The sequence below is a fragment of the Amycolatopsis bartoniae genome, assembly GCF_014191255.1.
In the GTDB taxonomy this organism is placed as follows: Bacteria; Actinomycetota; Actinomycetes; order Mycobacteriales; family Pseudonocardiaceae; genus Amycolatopsis_E; species Amycolatopsis_E bartoniae.
In genome coordinates this window covers 59,877-81,824 of record NZ_JACHWH010000011.1, presented here as the reverse complement: position 1 = coordinate 81,824, position 21,948 = coordinate 59,877, and the positions used below count along the sequence as shown (strand labels likewise).

Here is a 21,948-nt window from a genome sequence, read left to right as displayed (position 1 = left end):
CACATCAGCTCGTCCTGAACTGCGCCCTGTCTTTGCCAGCGGGGTCATTGCTGTAGTTGTTGGATTTGTTGGTACAGGGCGTTGGTCTGGTCTGGGCTGAGTGCGTAGTTCCAGGTCTGGATGTCACTGAGGTTTCCGGTGAAGTAGTGGTTTGCTGTTTGACCGGTGTCGGTTGTTTGGGTGTCGGCGCCGATGGTGAGGGGGCCCGTTGGTGCCCACGGATTGGTGCCGGCGGGCCAAGTGGTCGTGCCGTTGGCGGCGGCGTTGACGTAAAGGGCGAGGGTGTGAGTGTTGCCGTTGTAGATGCCGACGAGGTGGGTCCAGGTGTTGAGGGTCGGGGCGAACTGGGAAAGTGCGCGTAGCTGGGTGGAGCCGGGAGCGTCGCCGGTGGACATGGTGAATGCCCATTTCCCGTCGGCGGCGACGTATTGGAGTGTGGCGGCGCTGGTGTTGGTGCCGTCTTGGGAGACGATGTCGGTGTCGGAAGCGGGTAGGGCGCTGCCAGTCAGGTAGGCCCAGACCGAGATAGTGAAGCTGTGGGTCGTGTCCACCACCGGCCCGCTGGTGATGGCGTCGCCCGCTCCGTCAAGGCCGAGCGCGTTCCTGCCAGTGGAGTCGGTGATCCAGGTCGCGCCCGATGCGGACAGGTTGGCGTCTTGTGAGGTGACGGTGAGATCGTTGTTGGCCATGTAGGGAGTTTTGGTACCGGCGATACTGTCGGCGGCATCGGTGTCGGTGCCGCCTATGCGGGCGTCGTCGAGCGCCCATGTGTGTTGCGGGCCCATGTAGGCAGAGGTGAGTGCAGCGTATCCGGCCGGGGTGAGGTTGGCTTTGTCCGTGGTGGTGGCATCGGGGTTGAGTGGAACGGGATCAGAGTCGGGGTCGTTCACTGCCTGCCCGATTACCTGGTCGGCGTCAATGACGAAGCTGATAAGCCCGTTATCACGGTTCCGAATGGAACTGTTGACCGTTTTACGGGCATCGTCGACACCGCCGGTTCCGGTCGTACAGGGGTCGTTCGCGCCCCCTCCGGTATAGCCCGCGCAGGGCGTGAGCGTGACCGCGATGACCTTGATGTGATAGGCGCTGAGGTAGGCGATGAGCTGTTCGTAGGCGGCTTTGATGGTGCTGGCGCCTTGTGGCCCCGGATTGTGCAGGACGTCCTCGAGTCCTTCGTTGAGGATGACGGTGGTGATGCCGGGTTGGTCGAGGATGTCGCGGTCGATGCGAGACAGGGCCGAGGGGCCGCCGACGGCTCCGCCGTTGAAGGTTTCCGGGTTGTCCACGGTGATTTGGTTGGCTTCGATGCCTTCGCCGATGCTGCCGTACGCGGCAGGCGCTGTGGGCTCTGCCGTGCTCAGGTTGGCGGCCAAATCCACTTGGATGTTGGCATTTGCGTTGGGCTGGGTCGGGTCGATGAGGTTGTCACCGAGCACGGCCTGCGTGGGTGTGCCGGAGGTAGCGATGTCCAGACCGGTAACCAGGTTGCTGAATGCCCCGTTGGTGCCGGTGAAGGCGCTGCCGCTGGTGTCGGCGGCGTGGCTGGTGGTGCTGGCGGGGGCGGTGTATTCCCAGGCGGTGTCGGACCAGGTGTGTTCGGGTAGGTAGGGGATGGTCGTGGGGTTGTTGAGCCAGAAGGAGACCAGGACGTACTGGCCGGCAGTGACGTGGAGTCCGGTGACAGGGTCGGAGTAGACCATCCCCCCTTCGGGGATGGTCGTGGTGGGGTTACCACTGAACGTGAGGGTGGTTGTGGTGCCGGCGACTGGGGTGGCGGTGGGGACGCCGGGGGTGGCGGCGAGGGCGATAGTGGCGGACCCGATGTTCAGTGGGCTGGTGCCCAGGGCGTTGTCGAGTTTAATGCGCACGCTGTCGCCGGACAGGGTCGGTTTCAGGGCTATGCGATAGGTCTGGTTGTTGATCGCTGCGCCGTTGAAGTTGTAGTTGCCTTCGGTCGGGCTGGCCCAGCCGGCGGTCCAGGTCTGGCCGGACGGGGCATTGGCTGTGGTGGTGTTGCGCAGGGCCATGCCGAAGATGTGCAGGGCCTGGCTGCCCGCGTCGGCGTGGCTCGACACGTCGGGCAGGGTGATCGATGTGATGTTCACCGGCGCGGTCGCGCCCGGTTTGAGAGGGACGGATACCGCGTAGATCTTCGGGTGCTTGCTACTGTCCTGACCGGTCGGTGTATTCAGATGCGGGAGCGTGACAGCCGCCAGTGACTGCGGCCCGTTGAGCCAGTCCGGGACGCTGAGGGCGAAGGTCTGGGGGGTGCCGGTGCTGTAGCTGATGGTACCGGTGGGCACGCACAGTTCCGCGGGGTTAGTGCCGCTGAACATGTAGGTGCCTGCCTCGGCTGTGCCACTGGGGACAAAGGGGGCGGATGAGCTCGCTGACGAGGGGCACCGGCCCGATCCGCCTGGGTTCGGCGTCGTGTCGGCCGTGGACGTCGCTAGGAACACCAGTGAGGTGGTGCCGGCCTGCGTGAGCGGGCCCGGACCGAACGGCGTGCTAAGGGTTTGGTTGGCGGACAGGATATTGTCCGAGCCGTTGCCGAAGTTCGGCAGAGCGAACGTGGCTCCGTCGACGGTGATCGTGCCGTTCGGAGACCATCCAGCGGCCTGCAGATCGGCGGAGGAGATGCTGTTGGTTCCGTCCGCCCCTGCGCCCGTGCTGGTGGTGCCCGTGTGCGCTGCGGCGTTGCCGTACCTGGAGCCCAGGCATGTCGACCAGCTGATGCAGGTTGTGGTGTCGGCGGGATCTCCGATGGCCTGGAAGTGGTAGGCGTTGGTGCTGAACCCGGAGATGTCGCCGGCGGCGTCTTCGGCGTAGGCGTAGAGGGTGTGTGGGCCAGGCGCGTGCGGTGTGAGCGTCACTGTGACGGTCGCGTACATGCCGGCGACTTCGGTCGCGGTCAGGGCGCGGCCGTAAACCTGGACGTCGGCGATGTCGCCGGCGAAGAAGTTCCCGGCCGCCGCACCGGTCGGGGTGACCGCGCCGATGGTGAGCGGCCCGGTGGCGTTCCACAGCGAGGTGTCGGTGACGGTCCCGGCAGCGACACCGTTGATGTAGAGGGTGATCGTGCCATTGCTGCCGTCCACGGTGGCCGCCAGATTGGTCCACTTGTTGACCGTGGGAGCGGCACTGGCGTGCACGATGAACTGGCTCGCGCTGGTGGAGTCGGATGCCGGGACGACGATCGCCCACGCGTTGAGGTTCTTGTTGTATTGCAGGTAGAACCCGCCTACGTTACGACCGGCCTGGCTCAACGCTGTGTAGTAGTTGTTGGTATCGGCCAGCTTGACCCAGGCCGAGACGGAGTAGGAGGCGTTGGTGGTGATCACCGGGCCTGCGGTGGCAGCGTCGCCGGCCGAGCCGTTCAACGCCAGCACCTGGCTGTTGCGGCTGGCGTCTTGCACCCAGCTCGCGCCGGTCGCGGACAAGGTCGCGTTGTGCGCGCCGCCGGTGTCGGTGGCAGTCGTGCCGGTGCCGTCGGCGAGTTTCCAGCGTCCGGCCGGCACGGCGGCGGTCCCCCCGGTGAAGTTGGACGCGATCTGGGAAGCGGGCGGGCTGCTGGTGGACGGAGCCTGATCAACGCCATAAACGATCTCGGTTGCGTTCGAGCTGGGCGTGGACAGCGTGAACGTGCCCGGAGTGCCGGCCTGCGCACTGCCGGTGAACGTTCGGATCGGAGTCTTGATCACGGCGGCATCACTGGCGGGCAATGCGGTGGAGTAGACTTGTACGTCGCTGATCGAGCCGTTGAATAAGTTGTTCGCCGCGCCCCCGGTGAGCTGGACTCCCCCGATGGTCAACGGTCCTGTGGCGCTCCACGGCGTGGCGCCAGTGGCCGTGCCGACGAGCACGCCGTTGACGTAGAGACTCACCGTCCGGGATGTGGCGTCGAAGGTGCCCACCAGATTCGTCCAGGCACCCAATGTCGGTGCTTTGGTGTCGTGCGCGATGAACTGCGGGGCGGAGGTCGAGTCACTGCCAGGGAGCACGAACGCCCACGCATTCAGATTCTTGTTGTATTGCAGGTAGAACCCGCCCATGTTCGTGCCACCCTGACCGACGGCGGTGTAGTAGGCGCGGGTGCTGGTCAGCTTTACCCACGCAGACACCGAGAACGAGGCGGCGGTGTTCACGGCCGAGGTCTTCGTCACCGCATACCCCGTCTCGTCGCCAAAAGCCAACACCTCGCCCTCGGTCGGATCTTGTGACCAGGCCACGGCATTACCGGTGAGTGTGGACGGATTGGTCTTGGCTGTGTCCGCGGCGGTAGGTGAAGCGTTGCCGTCGTTGAGCAACCACCGGTCGGCCGGAGGTGTGGTAGCCGCAGTCTGGCCGGCTTCTGTGCTTTGGTACGTCCCGTCGGCTGACGCGATCGCCGGTTCCGTAGGCGCGGTCGGTTCCGCCGTGAAATGGCAGGTCGCGGACCACGGGCTCCATAATTGGCCGTCGAAGGTGGACACGTTCCAATTGACGACCTGCCCATTCGACAAGCCGGAAACAAAGGATTGACTCAGTGACACCATCGCGTTGCTGCCCGACGATAGATCCGGCGAGCTGGCAGTGTTCATGGTGGAACTGCCGGAGACCCAGTACTGGAACTTGGCCTGCACCACGTTGTTGTCCGGGTCGCTGATGTTGGCAACCAGCGCTGGGGCGTTGTTCACCATCGTCTTGCCCATGTAGGGGTACGGCCCAGTGGGATTGGTGTTGCAGCCGACGTTGTTCGAACCGGAGAAAGCCTTGACCGGTAACGGCGTGTTGGGCGGGCGATTGAATTTGATGTCCAGCGCAGGTTGAATAATGTTGACGCTGTCGACGCTCGGGGCGAAGCGGGCGAAATTGTCGCGGTTGAGGGATTCGTCTCCAGTGAGCGAAAACGTGGCAGTCGGCCAGCGGGGATCGATCCAGCCCGTCACGTCGAAGCCGCCGTATACCGCGCGTGGGGCAGTCGAGCAATAGTCCGGGTTGAAGGCGGGCCCGAAGTCCACGAACCCGACGACCGGACCGGGGCCTTGCTGATTGTCCCAGGACACGTAGGGGGCTCCGTTCACGGTCGGCAGCGCCCCGGCCAGGTGCAGATAGTCCCTTGTGGTTACGCAGGACGAAGAGTATTCCTTCGCGGTGGTGACTGTGGCTTGGTTGATGACCGCGCCGGCGAGCAGGCCGGTCGGCAGTTGCCACTGGTAATACGTCCGTTCGATACCGATGCACAGCGGAGTCGAGGGCCAGCCGTTGTAGCCGACGCCCATAGGCTCACCGTCGGTGCTGGCGCCGTTGTAGAACGAGGTGCCGTGACACACCCCGCCTTGCTTGACTTCGGCATAACCCAGGCCGGCGCCGGCCGTGTCCTGCCACTGCACCGAGGGATCGATGTAGACCGGGTATACGGTGTTGGGCCCGTTAAGGACCTTCGGGTCGGGAGTCAGTCCGACCTCGGACGTGGTCAGTCGAATCGGCATTGGCGAGGTGTGGGCGACAAGACCCGCGTGATGCACGTCGGACGGGTCCGCGGCAACCGGAGTGGACGGCTTCGCATTGGGCGCCACCGGTGCGGACGGCAGCGCTTGATTGGAGTCCCAGACGGCCGGTGTTTCACCGATCAGGCTGCGACCGGGGTTTTGGGGCGTGAGCCTGAGTCCACCTGCGGTCGTGGAAGCGAGGCGGCCACCTCTGACGTCCACCGGCAGCGTGAGATGGGCGAGCGCCGGATTCTTCGCTGCTGCGGCGTCATGTACGACCAGGACATCGGAGAACCCGCCCGCCGCGTTCGCGTTCACCACCAGATCCACGCCGGGGTAGACCGCCGGGTAGGTAGCTTGGTCACCACGAACGGTAGGCGAGGGTAACGGTGAAGGCCAGGACACGGAGAAGGTTGTGCCGCCGGAGGTCGTGGTTGCCAAGGGCGTCGTGCCGCCGCCCGAGAAGGTCACGGTTCCATAGGCGGTGGCGGTCGGCGAGAATGTCCCGTTGCCGTTGGGGTGCAAGGTCAGGTCGAGCGGAACCCATTTCCCTTGCTGGCGGGTGCGGACCGGACCGAGGTTCTCGGTGAGTGTGAACCCGCCCTTGGCGTCAGCGGTGACTTGCTGGGTTTCCGTGGTCAGGGCATCCACCGGCGTGCTCTTCCCCGACGAGCGAGCCGTCGCGGCTGCAGCGTCCATCGCCGTTTCCTGTGCGGGGCTGGCGGTCGCCGACGGGTTGGGGCTGGTCGACGGTGTTGCTGGGGCAGGCGCCGGCTGCCCCGATGCTTCGAGCCGGCCGGTTCCGCTCGGGTTTAGCGGTGTGGCGTCTGCTTGGGGCGCGAGGGCTGCGGTGAGGCCGGCGAGGAGAGCGAAGATGGCCAAGAAATGGCCGGCGGAGAAACGGTGTCTCCGCCGGCCGGCAAATCCAGCATGCTGGGTTCTGATTCTGGTTCTGGACACACGTCTGCCCGCAGCGAACATCGAACCGCCCCTTTCGCCCAGGGGGTCACGAGTGGAATCCCCCAGTCAGAGAACATCCGCAACCGGCCGAAAGACGCAGGGCGGTCAGTAGAAGACAGTAAACATCAACAACCCCACACCACAGCATCCATTAGAGTGACACCAAACCGCCCAAACAACCCGAATCTGAACATTCCGGCCGACGGTTCATGCGCAAACGCTCAAGAGCTGTAATAGCCGGATATATCGACTACCAGGTCAGTGGTGCCGAATTTGTTGACCACGTCGACCGCGCCATCCGGGCCGACGGAGGCGATCACGAGATTGGAGATGAGTTGACCGGAGGAGAAGTTGAGGTTCGACGTAATGGGCCGGCCGGTGCCGTCGGGATACGCGGTCAGGAAGCTGGCGTCGGTGGGGTTGACAACGGTCAGGTGCAAAACGACTGCGGTCACGGTGACCGAGGACGAATCCGCCGGAACTCCGTCGACGCCCGTGATCTGTAGTTTCAGCGGGGTGTTCGCGCTGAGTGGCGCGTCGATGCCACCCGTACCCGCGGTTCGCGTGTCCAGCATCCTGGTCGGTGACACTGGCACAAAGGTAGCGCCCGTGCCGGATGTGTAGTACCCGAACAGGTCGGCGACCACGTCGGTCGTGCCGTTGCGATTGTAGATGTCGATCTGGGTAGTGTTGGCGGGCAAGGGAACGATCACGAGGTTGGCGGCCGTCTCGCCCGCGGCGAAGTCCAGACTCGAGGTGCTCGGCCGGGTCGTGCCGTCGGGATAGGCCGTCAGGAAACTGCCCAGGGTGGAGCCGGCCGAGGTGAGGTTCAGCACCACAGCGGTAACCCCCGTGGTCGGTACTCCCGCGACGCCTTCGACCGTCACCGGGAGGGTGGCGCCCACACCAACCGGAGCGGGTGTGCCGTTGGTTTCGCCTGTGCCGTTCCGGGTGTCCAGGATCCTCGTGGAAGCGACTGTGTCGTAGGTGCTCGCCCCGGCGGCGGCCGGGGTGTAGTAGCCGGCCACATCGACGAGAAGGTCGGTCGTCCCGTTCTTGTTGTAGACCGCGACGGTGCCGTTCGCGGTCGACACAGGGACGATCGCCATGTTCGCTGTGGTCTGTCCCGCCGTGAAGTTCAGGTTCGTGGTGATCGGGCGGGTGGAGCCGTCCGGGTACAGTGTCAGGAAGCTGCTAGCCGTGGGATTCACGATCGTGACGTTCAGGACCACTGAGGTGAGCTGACTGGGATCGGACGGCAACCCGTCCCGTCCGGCCACCTGCAGCGAGAGTGTGGCGCCTTCTCCGAGCGGTAGGTCGGAACCACCAGGGCCGGCGGTGCGCGTGTCCAGCAGTCGCGCCGGAGTCACCGGCACGTAAGCCGACCCGGCCCCCGTCGCCGCCGCTTGCGGTGCCCTTGCTGCACCTAGGAAACCGACGGTCAGAGCCATCACGAGCAGGAAACCGACGGCAGTTCTGCGCGACGGAAAAAGCCTGGTTGTCACGATTGCACTCCCCACACCCTCGATCGGCCGGTGACCACATTGCCGGTGCCCGTCCCCGGCCTCGACAGCACTACCGGGGGAATCCGCCGACGCGACCGTCCACGTAGGACGCGTGGCTTGGCGAGAGTATTCGACACACGCCCGGATGGAAAGCAAAGGAAGTCACGACAAAAAGGTCATAGTGAAAAATGATTGTAAAGCGGGCATCAGTCGCCGCTTATCATTGCGCTGTTTAGTCGTCTGCTCTGGTCTGTTCGGCATACTGGAGCGGTTTGGTGTCACTCTAATGGATGCTGTGGTGTGGGGTTGTTGATGTTTACTGTCTTCTACTGACCGCCCTGCGTCTTTCGGCCGGTTGCGGATGTTCTCTGACTGGGGGATTCCACTCGTGACCCCCTGGGCGAAAGGGGCGGTTCGATGTTCGCTGCGGGCAGACGTGTGTCCAGAACCAGAATCAGAATCAGAACCCAGCATGCTGGATTTGCCGGCCGGCGGAGACACCGTTTCTCCGCCGGCCATTTCTTGGCCATCTTCGCTCTCCTCGCCGGCCTCACCGCAGCCCTCGCGCCCCAAGCAGACGCCACACCACAGGCGGGCAAACCCAACGTCTCCGCTCCGTCCGTGGCCAAGGACAAGACGACGCCCGTGGCGCCGGTGGTCAGCCATTACCAGCAGCCGAAGCCGGTCCCCCAGTGGAAAGCCGCGCCCGTAACTTGGCCCACCGGCAACGCAGATGTCAGCCTATCCGCCGCAGGCCATGCCGCGCCTGCTCCAGCGGCAGCCGGAGCAGGCGCGGTAAGAGCCGGTACGTTACCGGTGTGGCTCGCACCCGTTGTCCCGAAACCGGGCACGGCTGGCCCACACGCGAAAACGCCGACTGCGACACCGGCCAGCGCCCACGTAGCGGCGGCTCCGCGCGACGCCGCAACCGCAGCCGGCGTCAACGGGCTCATCCTGTCGGTCGACCGGACCGACCAGGCACCTGACACCGGGACGGTTCGTCTGACGCTCGGCTACTCGCAGTTCGCTGACGCGTTCGGCGGAGACTGGGCATCCCGGCTACACCTTGTCACCTTGCCCGCCTGTGCGTTGACTACCCCCGCAGTGCCCGCCTGCCGCACCCAGACTTCCCTCGCCTCTACCACCGACACGCACGATGGAACAGTCGCCGCAGATGTCGCTTTGCCAGGCACGAGCACCGCGGCCTTCCCAAAGTCCGCGAGCGCGGCAAATGTATTGGTGGCCGCAACCTCCTCGCCCTCCGGCAGCGGCGGCAACTTCACGGCGACCTCGCTGAAGCCCTCCGGATCCTGGCAGGCCGGAGGTTCTGCGGACGCATTCACCTGGTCGTACCCCATCAGCGTGCCGGACGTGCCTGGTGGCCTGAAACCGCAGGTCGCACTGTCGTACGATTCCCAAGTCGTCGACGGTCTGACTTCGTCGACGAACAACCAGGCGTCCTGGCTCGGTGACGGCTGGGACTACAGCCCCGGCTATATCGAACGGTCTTACCAGACCTGCCATCAGAACCCGACCGGGTCAACCCAGACGTGGGACAACTGCTGGACCGCCAACAATGTTGTGACGTTGTCGCTCGCCGGAAAGACCACCACGCTGGTCAAGGATGACACCACGGGCAGGTATCACCCACAGAACGACTCGAACGAACGCGTTGAGTACAAAACGGGTGGAGTAAACGGCTCTCAGGGTGGCGAGTACTTCATCGTTACCGCTTCGGACGGCACCCAGTACTACTTCGGTCTCAACCAGCTTCCTGGGTACGTCACAGGCAACGCGCAGACGAATTCCGTGTGGACCGAACCGGTCTACTCCACCTCATCATCAGCCGACGAACCGGCCGGCTGCTACAACACCAGCTTCGCGCAGTCCTTCTGTCAGCTGGCCTACAGGTGGAACCTCGACTACGTCGTCGACCCTCACTCCGACGTCGTGTCCTATTTCTACAACAAGGAAAACAACTTCTACGCCGCGGATCTCGGGACCACCGCAACCGCCGCATCCGGCTACACCCGCGGTGGTTACCTGACCTCGATCCAGTACGGACAACAAGCTGGCGCGGTATACACTACCTCCCCCGCCGCTAAGGTCGTCTTCAACGTCACCGGCCGTTGCAACACGACCAGTGGCTGTGCGGCATCATCCGAGACGACCGCGAACTCCTCAAGCTGGCCCGACGTGCCCTTCGACCTCAACTGCGCGTCCGGCGCGTCGTGTTCGGCACAAAGTCCCTCGTTCTGGACCGAGAACGCCCTGGGCTCGATCCAAACCTACGCCCTGGTCGGCACTACCGAAACGCTCGTCGATTCCTGGGCACTCACGCACTCGCTGCCACCCGTCAGCGACCCGAACACCAAGCCCGCCCTCTGGCTCAACACCATCCGACAGACCGGACAGGACACGACGGGCGGAGGATCGACTACGCCAATCACGCTACCGCCCGTCAGCTTCAGCCCCGTCGCCGAGAACAACCGAGTAAACCTCAGCAGCGGGCTCCCGTGGATCACCCGCAACCGGATCCAGACCATCACCACCGAAACCGGCGAAACCATCACAGTCGACTACACGCTCGCATTCGGGTCCACACCCGCCTGCACCCCGGCAAACGTGCCCGCCGAACCATCCGCCAACGGCATGCTGTGCTTCCCCGACTACTGGACCCCGGCCGGGGCAACCACCCCAACACTGGATTGGTTCAACAAATACATCGTCGACTCCGTCACCGAGCACGACCCCACCGGCGGCTCAAACGACGACATCGAAACCCGTTACACTCCGGCCGGCGTGGCCGCCTGGCACTACAACGACTCGCCACTCACCCCGACCACCCCGGTCAATCAACGAACCTGGGACCAGTGGCGCGGGTTCTCCGGCATGACCGTGTCCACCGGCACCGCGCCGGACCCGGTCACCAACACCTACTACGCCTACTTCCGCGGCATGAACGGCGACACACTGCCGAACAACGGAACCCGGTCCGCCGCCGTGCAGGACGTCCACGGTGATCCCGCTTCAGTGGACTCGGACCAGTTCACGGGTATGACCTACGAAACCGTCGTCTATAACGGAGACTCGGCGGTGGCAAACATCGTCTCCGACATGATCACCAGTCCCTGGACCTCCATCGCCACCGCCACCCACGCCATGGGCAGCGGTCTGCCCGCGTTGCAAGCGTTCCTCGTCGGCAATACCGACAAGCGCGTGTACACCCCCCTGGCCAGTGGCACCACGAGGGAAACCGAGACCGACTACACCCACGATGCCTATGGTCGCGTCACCCGCACGAACGACCTCGGCGACGTCTCGATCGCCAGTCAACACCTATGTAGCAGCACAACCTACGCGGACAACACCACCGCCTGGATCCTCAACAAGCCCTCCGAAGTGCTCACCGTATCCATCCCCTGCACGACCACCCCCACCTACCCACAGAATGCGGTCTCAGACAAGAAGACCTCCTACGACAGCCAAGCCTGGAACACCCCGCCCACCAAAGGCGATGCAACCCAGACCCAGGACGCGATCTCGAGCACCGGAACCGGCTCCACCGCTGCCTGGACCTATGCCACCACCAGCGCAACCTACGACCAATACGGGCGCACCCTGACATCGACCAACGCGGACAACCACAAAACCGCCACCGTTTACATCCCGACAACCGGAGCCGAACCTACCGGGGTCAACGTGACCGACCCGCTCGGACACACCACCAAGACCACCTACGACGCGTTGCGCGAGCTCCCCACCCGCATCGTCGACCCCGCCCAATACGTGACCACGGAGCAGTACGACGCCCTCGGTCGGCTCACGGCCGTGTACAAGCCGGGCAACTCGGCCACCAGTGGTGCACCAAGCCTGAAGTACACCTACACCGTGTCCGACAGTGCACCATCGATTGTCGACACCTACACCGAAAACGACGACGTCACCTATCGGGTCAGCGAAACCTTTTACGACGCACTCCTGCGCGAACGAGAAACCCAAACTCAAACCCCCGACAACGAACGCACCATAACCGACACCACCTACAACACCGACGGCTGGAAATCAGCGAGCACCGACCCCTACCTCGACAGCAACCCCGTCGCACCCACCTACGTGCAAGCCCAGGCAGGCAAAGTACCCTCCGCCACCGCCTACTCCTACGACGCCGCCGGACGCAAAACAGCCGACATCGCCTACTCCAATGGCAACTCCACCTGGCAAACCACCTACACCTACGGCGGCAACTGGACCACCACCGTGCCCCCAGCGGGTGGGACTGCCACAACCACCTTCACCGACGCTCGAGGTAACACCACCGACCTATACCAGTACCACGCCGATGTCCCCACGGACCCGATCCACGATCCCGCTTCGGACTACTCCGCCACCCAATACTCCTACACGCCGGCGAACAAGCAAGCCGCCGTTACCGATCCGGCCGGCAACACCTGGAGCTACGGTTATGACCTGCCCGGTAACCAAACCCGGGCCGTCGACCCCGACACAGGAACAACAGCAAATACCTACGATGCAGCTGGATTGTTGAAAACCACGACCGACGGTCGAGGTAAACAGGTCACCATTGACTACGACAACGACGGGCGCAAAACCGACACCTACAACTCCACCGGTGGCGCGGCGAAATCCAGCTCGACGATGATCGCCACCTGGGGTTACGACAGCCAAGCCGTCGGCTACCCCGACACCACCACCGCGTTCTCCGGCGGCGACACCTACACCCAGACCGTCATCGGCTACACCAGTTTCGCCGAGCCGATCGGAGTCACCACCACCCTCACCGGAACCGATGCCGCCCTACTCCCCGCCGGCGGCGTCACCACCTACTACGGCTACAGCTTCACCGGCCGCCTCAACGGCGAAAACGACGCCGCAGTCGGCGGTCTCGGACAAGAAGCCACCGAAGTGGGATCCGACGAATTCGGCGAACCGGTATCGCTGAGCTCCACCGGCGATATCGCCAGCATCTACGTCAGCGCCGTCGGCTACGACCACTACGGCAAACCCCTGCAGTACACCTTTCCGGCCACCGCCGGGAACGTCTGGCTCACCCTCAAATACGACCAGCAAACACAAAAATTAACTGAGGCCACCGCCACCGACTCCCACCAATCAACGGCAGTCGACGACACCACCTACAGTTACTCGAATGGGCCCGTCTCACCAGGAGCAGGCCTGGTCACCTCGGTCACCGACGCTCAGAACGGTGGCGCCACCACCGACACGCAATGCTTTACCTACGACTACGCCCAGCGCCTCAGCCAGGCCTGGACCGGCATTGACGGCTGCTCGGCGACACCGACGCCCGGCAACTCGCCCAGCGTCGGTGGCCCGACCCCGTACTGGCAGTCTTGGACCTACGACGCCGCCGGCGACCGGCTCACCCAAACCGATCACGACGTCACCGGCACCACCTCCAACGACACCACCACGACCTACAACTACCCCGCGGCCGGATCCTCCACGGACCAACCACACACGCTCACCTCGACCACCGCGACTGGCCCCCAAGCCGGAGCGAACATCGGTAGCTACACCTACGACGCCTCCGGCGACACAACCTCGATCAGTGGAGGAGCTACCGGCAACCAAACCCTGACCTGGACCGACCAGGGCAAGCTCGCGACCGACGCCACTACCAACGGCATGACCAGCTACGTCTATGACGCCGATGGTAACCCGATCGTGCGCCGCGACCCGGGCCAAACCACCCTCTTCGCGGGCGACGAACAGATCGTGCTGAACACCACCACCAACGTTCTCACCGCTACCCGCTTTTACTCCATCGGCGGACAAATCGTCGCCGCGCGGTCGTCGCTGCCCAACGGTAATTCAGGCACGCCGCAATACCTGATACCCGACCGGCAGAGCACCGACCTGCTCGCGATCGACTCCGACACCTACGCCGTCACCCGCCGTCAGTACCTTCCCTTCGGCCAAACTCGAGGCGCCACACCAACCACTTGGCCCGCCGGGAACAAGGGGTTCGTCGACGGCACTCCCGACACAATCACCAACCTCGAGAACCTCGGTGCTCGCGAATACGACGCCGTTACCGGGCGCTTCCTCTCCGCCGACCCGGTGTTCGAGGCAGCCTCACCCACCCAAATGGGCGGCTACGACTACGCCGCCAACAACCCCACCACACAAAGCGATCCCACAGGTCTAGAGCCTCTGGTAAACCCCGACTGCCCCGACGTCCAATGCCGCAACGACTACTACGGAGGATCCTGGTCCGGCAACTCTGGAGGCGCCCCCCAAGAGCCCGCTGCGGATAAGCCGAGGCAAGGGTCTCGCCCCACCACCACTGGGAGGGCGCCTCAGCCGGACGATGACATCACGACGCTCAACTATAACTGGCAAGAGCTAATGAAAGAGCTACTCTCAGCGGCCCCCACCGATAGCTCTCTAGTCTGCGGAAACAACGACATTCCACTAAAGAACGGGTGCACCGACGGAAATCTGGCTGCCGCAGCGGCAGGCGCAGTCAACGGGGCGATCGAAGCCGTAGGGCAACAAACCACCAAGGCTTCAAACGCGCTTCGAGCGGGCAGTTCGGATGGCGCAAGAACTATGAATGCCCTCCGCAACAACCCACTTCTGAAAAACCTGGGAAGACTAGGGCGGAGCGGCGAGGTTAAGTGGGGCGGGAGGTTCTTGCTGGGCGTAGGCGCGGCGTTATCAGCTTGGGGTGATATTGACAGCGCACTCGATGATGGTGAATCTCCAGGTAAAGCGGTGGCCATCGGCGTCGGCGAGGCCGTATTGAACACGGCCGTCTCGTATACCTCCACGTTGGCCGGCCTATCCCTGGGGGCGACCATCGGAACTGCAATAGCGCCAGGAGTTGGCACCATCATCGGCGCAGGTGTCGGCGCCCTGGTCGGGGCAGCCGTCGGCGTGGGCGTAAATAACGTGCTAAACGCCGGCGTCTCAGCGGTCCGGCGCATCTTCCACTGGTAGGATACGCTCGTGATAGTGACTATTCTGATCTTAGTGTACCTCGAGTCGGCCGCACTGTTCTGCTGCTGGCGCAGTTATCGCCTGTGGCGTAGTCGTGAGTACTTTGAGCGAGTAATAAAACAGATGCTCGTAATTCCATTCGGCAATGATGTTTGCCGTGGCCTTCTACGGGGTTGGCTTCCATTTACATTAGGAGTGACAGCACTCGCGGTCAGCGTACCAATGTTGCTCTTTGGAACAGCGCGAATGAACGGCCCAATCCTGCTTGCAGCGATATCTTTGGTAGGCGTTACCGCCGTGGGTGTTTTCCTGCAACTCACAGTGACATGGTTTAGTCGGCCGAAATGGTGCATTCCTCCCTATCTTCGGCAGGAACAAGGCGTGTGGGCCGAGCGTCGCGGCTCGAAAGACATCCGCCACGGGTAGCTACTCATCACAACATGGTTCGAAGGTTCAGCAGCGCCGGACGTCATGACGTTCACGGCCGACCGATAGCTGAGTATTCGTGATCGAAAGGGACCTCTCGACGGGTCTTTCCGGACCAGCATTCCGCTGGGGGCCAGCCGGTTTGTTTCTGGGATGCAAGGCGAATCGATGCGTACCTGAACGCTTCAAACGTCGCTTTAGAGAGTGTGTTACGTGGCGATCGACTGATCTTCTGCGATGATCTTGAGTCGTGGTTGATCGATTGTCATTGCGGTTGGTGCCGGATGAGTTGTGGGCGTTGGTCGAGTCGCTGATTCCTGAGTTCAAGTCGCGGCCGCAGGGTGGGGGGACGGCACCGTGGGGTCTGCCCAGACTTCGGTTGACACTGGAGCTGACTGTTTCTCAGGCCGTTGGTGCGGTTGTGTAGATGGTCTCAAACTCGACCGGGGTGAGCTTGCCCGGGGCGCGTTGCCGACGTTTGCGGTGGTACTTCGTCTCGATCCAGGACACGATCGCTAACCGGAGTTCCTCCCGGGTGCGCCACCGCTGGATATCGAGAACATTCTTCTACAGCAACGAAAAGAACGACTCCACCGCGGCGTTATCACCACACAGGCACCGACCCGCCCCATCGACCCGGCCAGCCCGTGGCCGCGCAACAGGTGCCGGTAGGCGGCCGACCGGAACTGAGGGTCGCGATCGGAGTGGACCACGGCACCGCTCGGGTCGCGCAACGCGATCGCGTTGCGCAGCGCCGAGACGGCAAGTGAGGCCCGCATGTGCGAGGCGATGGAGTATCCGACGATCTTGTTGGAGTAGCAGTCCTTGACCGCACGCAGATTGAGGTTGGCCCAGTTCGTCGGACACGTGGGGTGTGGCGTCAGCGCTCGTCGTTTGGTGTCGGTCGCTCGGGGTTGCGGACTTCAAACTCGGCCGGGCTGAGCATTCCGACGCGGGAGTGTCGGCGTTCCCGATTGTACCAGCATCCTATCCATTCGAAGATCGCGGTAACAAGTTTATCGCGGGTCTTCCATATTTTTGTGTCGAGTACTTCGAGTTGGAGTGCTCCCCAGAAGGATTCCATCATGGAATTGTCGTAACAGTCACCGACGCTGCCCATGGAGGGCAGGATTCCGGCGGCGCGGAGTCGTTGCCCGAACGCCCAGGCGGTGAATTGCGATCCGTGGTCGGAATGCAGGATAGTGTTGCCGGATTCGGGTGTGCGACGTAGGGTGGCCATGCCGAGTGCGTCGATCACCAGTTCGGTGCGCATGTGATTGTTGATGGACCAGCCGGCGATGCGGCGGGAATAGGCGACTGGAACGGAGGCCCAGTACCGGAAGGGGCTGGTGCCGAGCCGGGAGGTCGCTGGTTCGCCGGGCCGCCGACGCCCTGCGGCTGTGTTCAGCGCCCCAGATCGAGCACGGCGTAACCAAAGCCCTCGACGGTGACCGTCGCGCCCTCGATTCGGACACCCCTGCCCTCGGCCATCCGTGCGTGGCGGAGCCTGGCATCCGGTACGGACGTCGTTGCCGTGTCCCGGCGGGGGTTGACCGTGACGAGGAAACGGTCGCCGCGCAGGTAGGTCAGCGGGTAGCCGTCGTCGAAGACCTGTACGGCTGTCCGCGTGCCGAGTTCCGGATGGCGCTTGCGCAGGGCGAGGAGGCGGCGGACGAAATGCAGCAGTGAGTCCGGATCGCCGAGCTGCTGCTCGACCGTCGGCCGGGCCGGGTCGGGGTCGAGCGGGATGTAGAGCTCCTCCGCGGGCGCGGAGGAGAACCCCGCGTTGGGACCGGAGTTCCACTGCATCGGCGTGCGGTTGTTCTGCCGCCCGGCGCTGCCTTCGACGTCGGGCAGGCCCTCGACCGCGCGCATGCCGATCTCCTCCCCGTAGTAGATCGTGGGCACGGTCGGCCACGTCAGCAGGAATGTCCACGCCGCCGGGAACTGTTCGGGCGTGCGGATCCCGTTGTTGAGCCGCGTCGCGCTGTCGTGGTTGGCGATCGGCATGATCGTGTGCCCGCCGCTGCCGATGGCCTTTGTCGCGGCGGTCCACGCGTCGACGAAGGTCTTCGCGGTGCCGGTGCCGGACGCGTCGAAGTACGGGTCGTCGCGCCACAACGAGCGCCACGGCGCGCCGTCGCCGGGACCGTTGACGGGCAGGTAGAAGTCGCCGTCGAACCCGGCAGGCACCGAGGTCGCCGGGTCGCCCCACTCCGAAATGAGGACGGTGCCGGGATGGCGACGGTCCATCCAGGACCGCAGCTCACCCCACAGCTTGCCGGTCTCCACCCAGCCCGGGTCGTCCTTGACCAGCGTCGCGGCCATGTCACACCGGAAGCCGGAAATCCCCAGCCGCAACCAGTGGTCCACAATGGACCGAATCGCGGCGCGGTTCGCGCGCGGCCCGTCGGCGTCGACGGGCTCGCGCCACGGTTCGTCCGCGTTCTGGCGCGCGTAGCCGTAGTTGATGGCGGGTTGCGTGGCGTAGTAGTTCATCCGGAACGCGCCGGGGCGCGGTCCCGGCGAGGCGACGAACTGCTCGGGCAGCGGCCCGCCGGCGGGCAGCTGGTCCGGCGTGGCCCAGATGTAGCGGTCGTCGGCGGGGTCGCGCAGCGAGTTCAGGAACCACCGGTGCTGGTCGGACGTGTGACCCGCGACGAGGTCGAACAGCACGCGGATGCCCCGGCGCCGGGCGGCCTCCACCAGCCGCGAGACGTCCTCCTCGTCGCCGTAGCGCGGGTGGACGCTCACGTAGTCGGAGATGTCGTAGCCGGCGTCGGTGAACGGCGACGGGAAGACCGGGTTCACCCACACCGTGTCCACCCCGAGCCACCGCAGGTGGTCGAGGTGGTCGATGATGCCTGCCAGGTCTCCGATGCCGTCGCCGCCGGTGTCGGCGAAGCTCTGCGGGTAGACCTGGTAGAGCACGGCGTCGGCCAGCCAGGACGACGAGCGGGACGCGGCCGACGCCGGGGTGGCCGGCAACAGCGCCGCGCCTGCGAGCGCCGCGCCGGTGCCGAGCACGAAGGACCGCCTCGACAACACCATGATCGTTCTCCTCCGGCGGGTCAGTAGATGTTGGTGTCGGCGAACGAGCTCTCGTGGCTGTTGATCTGGGCCCGCAGCGCGATCTGGTCGTACACCCGGACCTCCCGGACGATCCGCCCGTTCTGGACGAGGAACTGCGACACCCCGATCAGGTCGACCTGCCCTCCGGTGAGGGGACCGAATTCGGGGACGCCGCGGTAGGAGCCCTTCATGACCCACAGCACCGCGACGCGCAGCCCGGCGTAGCGTTCGGCGTGGTGGGTCTGGACGTCGCGCACCTCGAACCGCGCGTCCGGGAACGGCGCGACCTGGGTGAGCAGGTCCCGCTGGTAGCCGTCGGGCCGCAGCACCGTGCGGTCGCCGATGGTGTGCAGGAACAGGTCGCGGTGCATGTAGTCGGTGACCTTGTGCAGGCGCCGCGCGTTCCACACCTCCTCGATGAACTCCAGCACCATCTCGCACTCGGGCCGGTGGTCGTCCGGGCGCGGCCCGCTGTCGCCCGCGGCCAGGACATCGGCGGGTGCAGGCCGGGTCATCGAGCCTTCGTAGCCCCGGAACCGCAGGCCGCGCGCGACCTCGGCGGGGTCGAGGCCGAGCTGCAGGCAGTCGGCGAGGTCGTCGCGCACGACCCACTCCTCGACCATCCGTCCCCGCCGGTAGAGGCAGTTGGCGATGGTGCGCTTGCGGATCGGCGTCGGCACGCCGCCCACGATGTGGGTGTCGCTGGAGAAGACGAGGTGCGAGCTGAGGAAGGCGTCGTCCCCGCGGGCCTCCCAGACGACGTCCTCGGCCTGGCCCACGTGCTGCGGCACCTGGGCGATCCGCATCAGGCTGCCTTCGATGACACCGTCTCTCCCGACGACGGTCCCGAGACCACCGTGGACAATCGAGTCCGGTTCGTAGTTGTCGGTGATGTAGGAGATGTCGCGCTGGACCCAGATCCGGTCGGTCACTTCGCGGATGAAGTCGTCCGGGTCCTCGTAGGGCTGGTAGGCGACCGGATCGAGTGGCATGTGGCTGACCTTTCGGGACACGGGCAGGATCCTCGCACTGTATCCGTATGCATTCTGGGCGGCAAGACCGCTCGCCTCGCTGTGATCTGCGTCTTGACCCGTGAGTGAGCGCCGACCTATGTTGCTTTCCATACGTATGCAGACGGCTCGCGCCGTCGTGGCACAATGGAGGTGTCATGTCCACCGTCGCGCCGACCACAGCCGCGCCCGCAGATGCGGCCGGACGTCGAAGGGTGATCCGCCGCGCGATCGTCGCAGGCAGCATCGGCAACTTCGTCGAGCAGTTCGACTACGGGTTGTACGGCTACATGGCACCCGTCCTCGCCTCGTCGTTCTTTCCGGCGAGCGACCACACCGCCAGCGTGCTGAGCGCCTACGCGGTGATCGCGATCGCGTGCCTCGTCCGGCCGCTCGGCGGCAGTGTCCTCGGCCGGTGGGGAGACCGGTTCGGCCGCAAGCGCGTGCTGCTGTGGACGGTCGTGTTCATGGGCGTGTCCACGGCCGCGATCGGCGTCCTGCCTCCCTACAGTCAGATCGGCCTGGCCGCGCCGCTGCTGCTGCTGGTGCTGCGGGTCGTGCAGGGGATGGTCGCGGGCGGTGAGTACGTCGGCGCGGTCGCGTTCGTGGTCGAGTGGGCGGAACCGCGCCGCCGCGCGTACTACACCTCGTTCGCGTCCAACAGCTGCTTCTTCGGCATCCTCGCCGGTGCCGGGGTGGCCGCGCTGATGAGCGCCGTGCTCAGCGACGCCGCACTGCACAGCTGGGGCTGGCGGATCCCGTTCCTGGCCGTGCTGCCGATGAGCCTGATCGCGATGTGGCTGCGGAGCCGGATCTCCGAGTCGCCGGAGTTCCTCGCCGCGACCGAGCAGGGGACGGACGTGGTCGCGGCCCCGTTCCGCGAGGCGCTGAAGTCGCAGTGGCGGCCGATCCTGGTGTTCTGCGGCGCCTCGATCATGCTCGCGATCCTGTCCTACACCTGGGTCACCTTCTACCCGGAGTACCTGTCCGACACCCTCGGCCTGCCGAAGTCGGCGGCCTGGCTGTCCAACATGATCTCGGTCGCCGTGCTGATCCCGCTGGTGCCGCTCGCCGGTGCGATCTCCGACCGCATCGGGCGCAAGCCGATGCTGATCACCGGCGCGCTGTGCTGCATCGTCCTGGTGCCGCTGGCGTTCTGGGTGGGACAGTCGGCCACCTTCGCCGGAGCGGTGGTCAGTCAGCTGATCTACATCATCCCGGAGTTCTTCCTCACCGGCATCGTCACGGTTTGCGCGGCCGAGCTGTTCGCCACCCGCACGCGGTTCAGCGCCAGCTCGATCGCCTACAACAGCTCGTTCTCGATCTTCATGGGCATCACGCCGTTCATCGCGACCCTGCTGGTGTCGTCGTTCGGCACGATCTACGCCGTGTGGGTCTACCTCGCGGTGGCCGCGGTGCTGGCACTGGTGGTGATCACGGTGTTCATGAAGGAGACCTACCGCAGCGACCTGTCCGCGGACAAGTTCGCCCGCTGACCGCTTCACGGCACCGGCGGCTCCTGCACGGGCAGGGGCCGCCGGTGTTCGAGCATCGTGTTGCGCAGCAACAGGTCCACGGCGAGCCGCGCGAGCTCCGCGGTGGCGGGGGAGAGCCGGGTGTGCTGCCGCCGCACGAGCGCGAACGTGTTGTGCAGCGGCGGGTCGAAGGTCGTGGTGTGCAGGCGCAGGCCCTCCGTGCGGAGGAGCCGCTGCGCCACCGCGCGGGACAGGAACGTGTCACCCAGCCCGCGGGCCACCAGGTGCAGCGCGGCCTGGGCCTGCTCGACCTCGATGAACGGGTCGAGTCGCACCCCGGCGTGCTGGGCCCGCTCGGCCAGCTGCAACCGGTCCGGGTCCGCCCACCCCACGTGCGCGTCGTAGAGGACGAGCCGCCGCGCGGCCAGCGTTTCGATGTCCACCGGTGCGGCCACGTGCGCCGGATCCGCTGACACGTAGAGGACTTCGTCGCGCGCGAGCGGGGTGGTCTCCAGTCCGGTGGGGGTGACCGGGAGGACGACTATGCCCGCCTCCAGGTCCCCGGCCGCGACGGCTTCGGCGACGAGCGCGGCGTTGACCCCGACCAGGCGGACGCGCACGTCCGGGTGCGCGGTGGCGAAGCGTTCACCCAGCTCGGCGAGCAGGTAGAAGTCCGCGTTGCGGAACAGGCCGAACGACGCCACCCCGCCGGTCAGCCCGCGCACCGCCTTGACCGTGTCCTCGGCGTTCTGCGCCGCGCTGACGGTCTGCTGCGCATGCGGCAGCAGCTGGGTCCCGGCGACGGTCAGCGTGAGCCGCCGCCCGCCCCGGTGGAACAGCTGCAGGCCGCATTCCTCCTCCAGGCGGCGCACCAGTTCCGAGATGGCCGCCTGGCTGTACCCGAGCGCGTTCCCGGCGGCGGTGAAGGAACCGAGTTCGGCGGCCGCCACGAGCGCTCGCAACTGCGTCAGAGTCACAAGGAAATGCTATAGGTTGCTCAATGCAAGACAAGGTTGTCCCGTGGCAGGAGCGGAATTAGTTTTCG

Annotated in this window: 9 protein-coding genes and 2 pseudogenes; 4 read left to right on the top strand and 7 right to left on the bottom strand. The window is 65.1% G+C overall.

What is annotated here, in order from left to right; all coding sequences use genetic code 11:
- Nucleotides 1-44: 44 nt before the first annotated feature.
- Both FHX82_RS32045 and FHX82_RS32040 read right to left on the bottom strand, forming a co-directional pair.
- Complete coding sequence (locus FHX82_RS32045) at nt 45-6,170, bottom strand: LamG-like jellyroll fold domain-containing protein (RefSeq protein ID WP_183176953.1); 6,126 nt, start codon at nt 6,168-6,170, stop codon at nt 45-47.
- Nucleotides 6,171-6,652: 482 nt separating this feature from the next.
- Entirely contained in the window at nt 6,653-7,936 is a 1,284-nt protein-coding gene (locus tag FHX82_RS32040; RefSeq protein WP_145935973.1) for a hypothetical protein, read from the bottom strand.
- Nucleotides 7,937-8,557: 621 nt separating this feature from the next.
- Here FHX82_RS32040 and FHX82_RS32035 point away from each other — a divergent pair.
- The 3 genes and pseudogenes from FHX82_RS32035 to FHX82_RS32025 all read left to right on the top strand — a co-directional run.
- On the top strand, nt 8,558-14,920 hold the full coding sequence (locus tag FHX82_RS32035) for an RHS repeat-associated core domain-containing protein (RefSeq protein WP_145935974.1): 6,363 nt from the start codon (nt 8,558-8,560) through the stop codon (nt 14,918-14,920).
- Between the two features lie 15 nt (nt 14,921-14,935).
- Nucleotides 14,936-15,346 carry a hypothetical protein gene (locus tag FHX82_RS32030; RefSeq protein WP_145935975.1) on the top strand — a complete coding sequence of 137 codons (411 nt, stop codon included), beginning with the start codon at nt 14,936-14,938 and terminating at the stop codon, nt 15,344-15,346.
- 250 nt (nt 15,347-15,596) lie between these two features.
- A pseudogene (locus tag FHX82_RS32025) lies at nt 15,597-15,695 on the top strand (IS5/IS1182 family transposase); the annotation flags it as partial.
- A gap of 53 nt (nt 15,696-15,748) precedes the next feature.
- Here the strand turns inward: FHX82_RS32025 and FHX82_RS32015 are convergent.
- The 4 genes and pseudogenes from FHX82_RS32015 to FHX82_RS32000 form a co-directional block, all read right to left on the bottom strand.
- A pseudogene (locus tag FHX82_RS32015) lies at nt 15,749-16,209 on the bottom strand (DDE-type integrase/transposase/recombinase); the annotation flags it as partial.
- 17 nt (nt 16,210-16,226) lie between these two features.
- Nucleotides 16,227-16,754 (bottom strand): DDE-type integrase/transposase/recombinase, encoded by a 528-nt coding sequence (locus FHX82_RS32010; RefSeq protein ID WP_183176972.1) that lies wholly within the window; start codon nt 16,752-16,754, stop codon nt 16,227-16,229.
- On the bottom strand, nt 16,751-18,397 hold the full coding sequence (locus FHX82_RS32005) for an alpha-amylase family glycosyl hydrolase (protein WP_145935977.1): 1,647 nt from the start codon (nt 18,395-18,397) through the stop codon (nt 16,751-16,753). Before FHX82_RS32005 ends, FHX82_RS32010 begins: the two co-directional genes overlap by 4 nt.
- A gap of 20 nt (nt 18,398-18,417) precedes the next feature.
- The gene (locus tag FHX82_RS32000; protein ID WP_145935978.1) at nt 18,418-19,410 is read right to left on the bottom strand and encodes a nuclear transport factor 2 family protein; all 993 of its coding nucleotides are present in this window, start codon (nt 19,408-19,410) and stop codon (nt 18,418-18,420) included.
- 176 nt (nt 19,411-19,586) lie between these two features.
- Between FHX82_RS32000 and FHX82_RS31995 the strand changes: the two genes are divergently transcribed.
- On the top strand, nt 19,587-20,924 hold the full coding sequence (locus tag FHX82_RS31995) for an MFS transporter (RefSeq protein WP_145935979.1): 1,338 nt from the start codon (nt 19,587-19,589) through the stop codon (nt 20,922-20,924).
- 5 nt (nt 20,925-20,929) lie between these two features.
- Here FHX82_RS31995 and FHX82_RS31990 read toward each other — a convergent pair whose 3' ends face one another.
- Nucleotides 20,930-21,880 (bottom strand): LysR family transcriptional regulator, encoded by a 951-nt coding sequence (locus FHX82_RS31990; protein WP_145935980.1) that lies wholly within the window; start codon nt 21,878-21,880, stop codon nt 20,930-20,932.
- Between the last annotated feature and the right edge of the window lie 68 nt (nt 21,881-21,948).

Coding starts and splice junctions, on each gene's coding strand:
- FHX82_RS32005 (WP_145935977.1), bottom strand. CDS start 18,397: ATGGTGTTGTCGAGGCGGTCCTTCGTGCTCGGCACCGGCGCGGCGCTC.
- FHX82_RS32045 (WP_183176953.1), bottom strand. CDS start 6,170: ATGGACGCTGCAGCCGCGACGGCTCGCTCGTCGGGGAAGAGCACGCCG.
- FHX82_RS32000 (WP_145935978.1), bottom strand. CDS start 19,410: ATGCCACTCGATCCGGTCGCCTACCAGCCCTACGAGGACCCGGACGAC.
- FHX82_RS31995 (WP_145935979.1), top strand. CDS start 19,587: ATGTCCACCGTCGCGCCGACCACAGCCGCGCCCGCAGATGCGGCCGGA.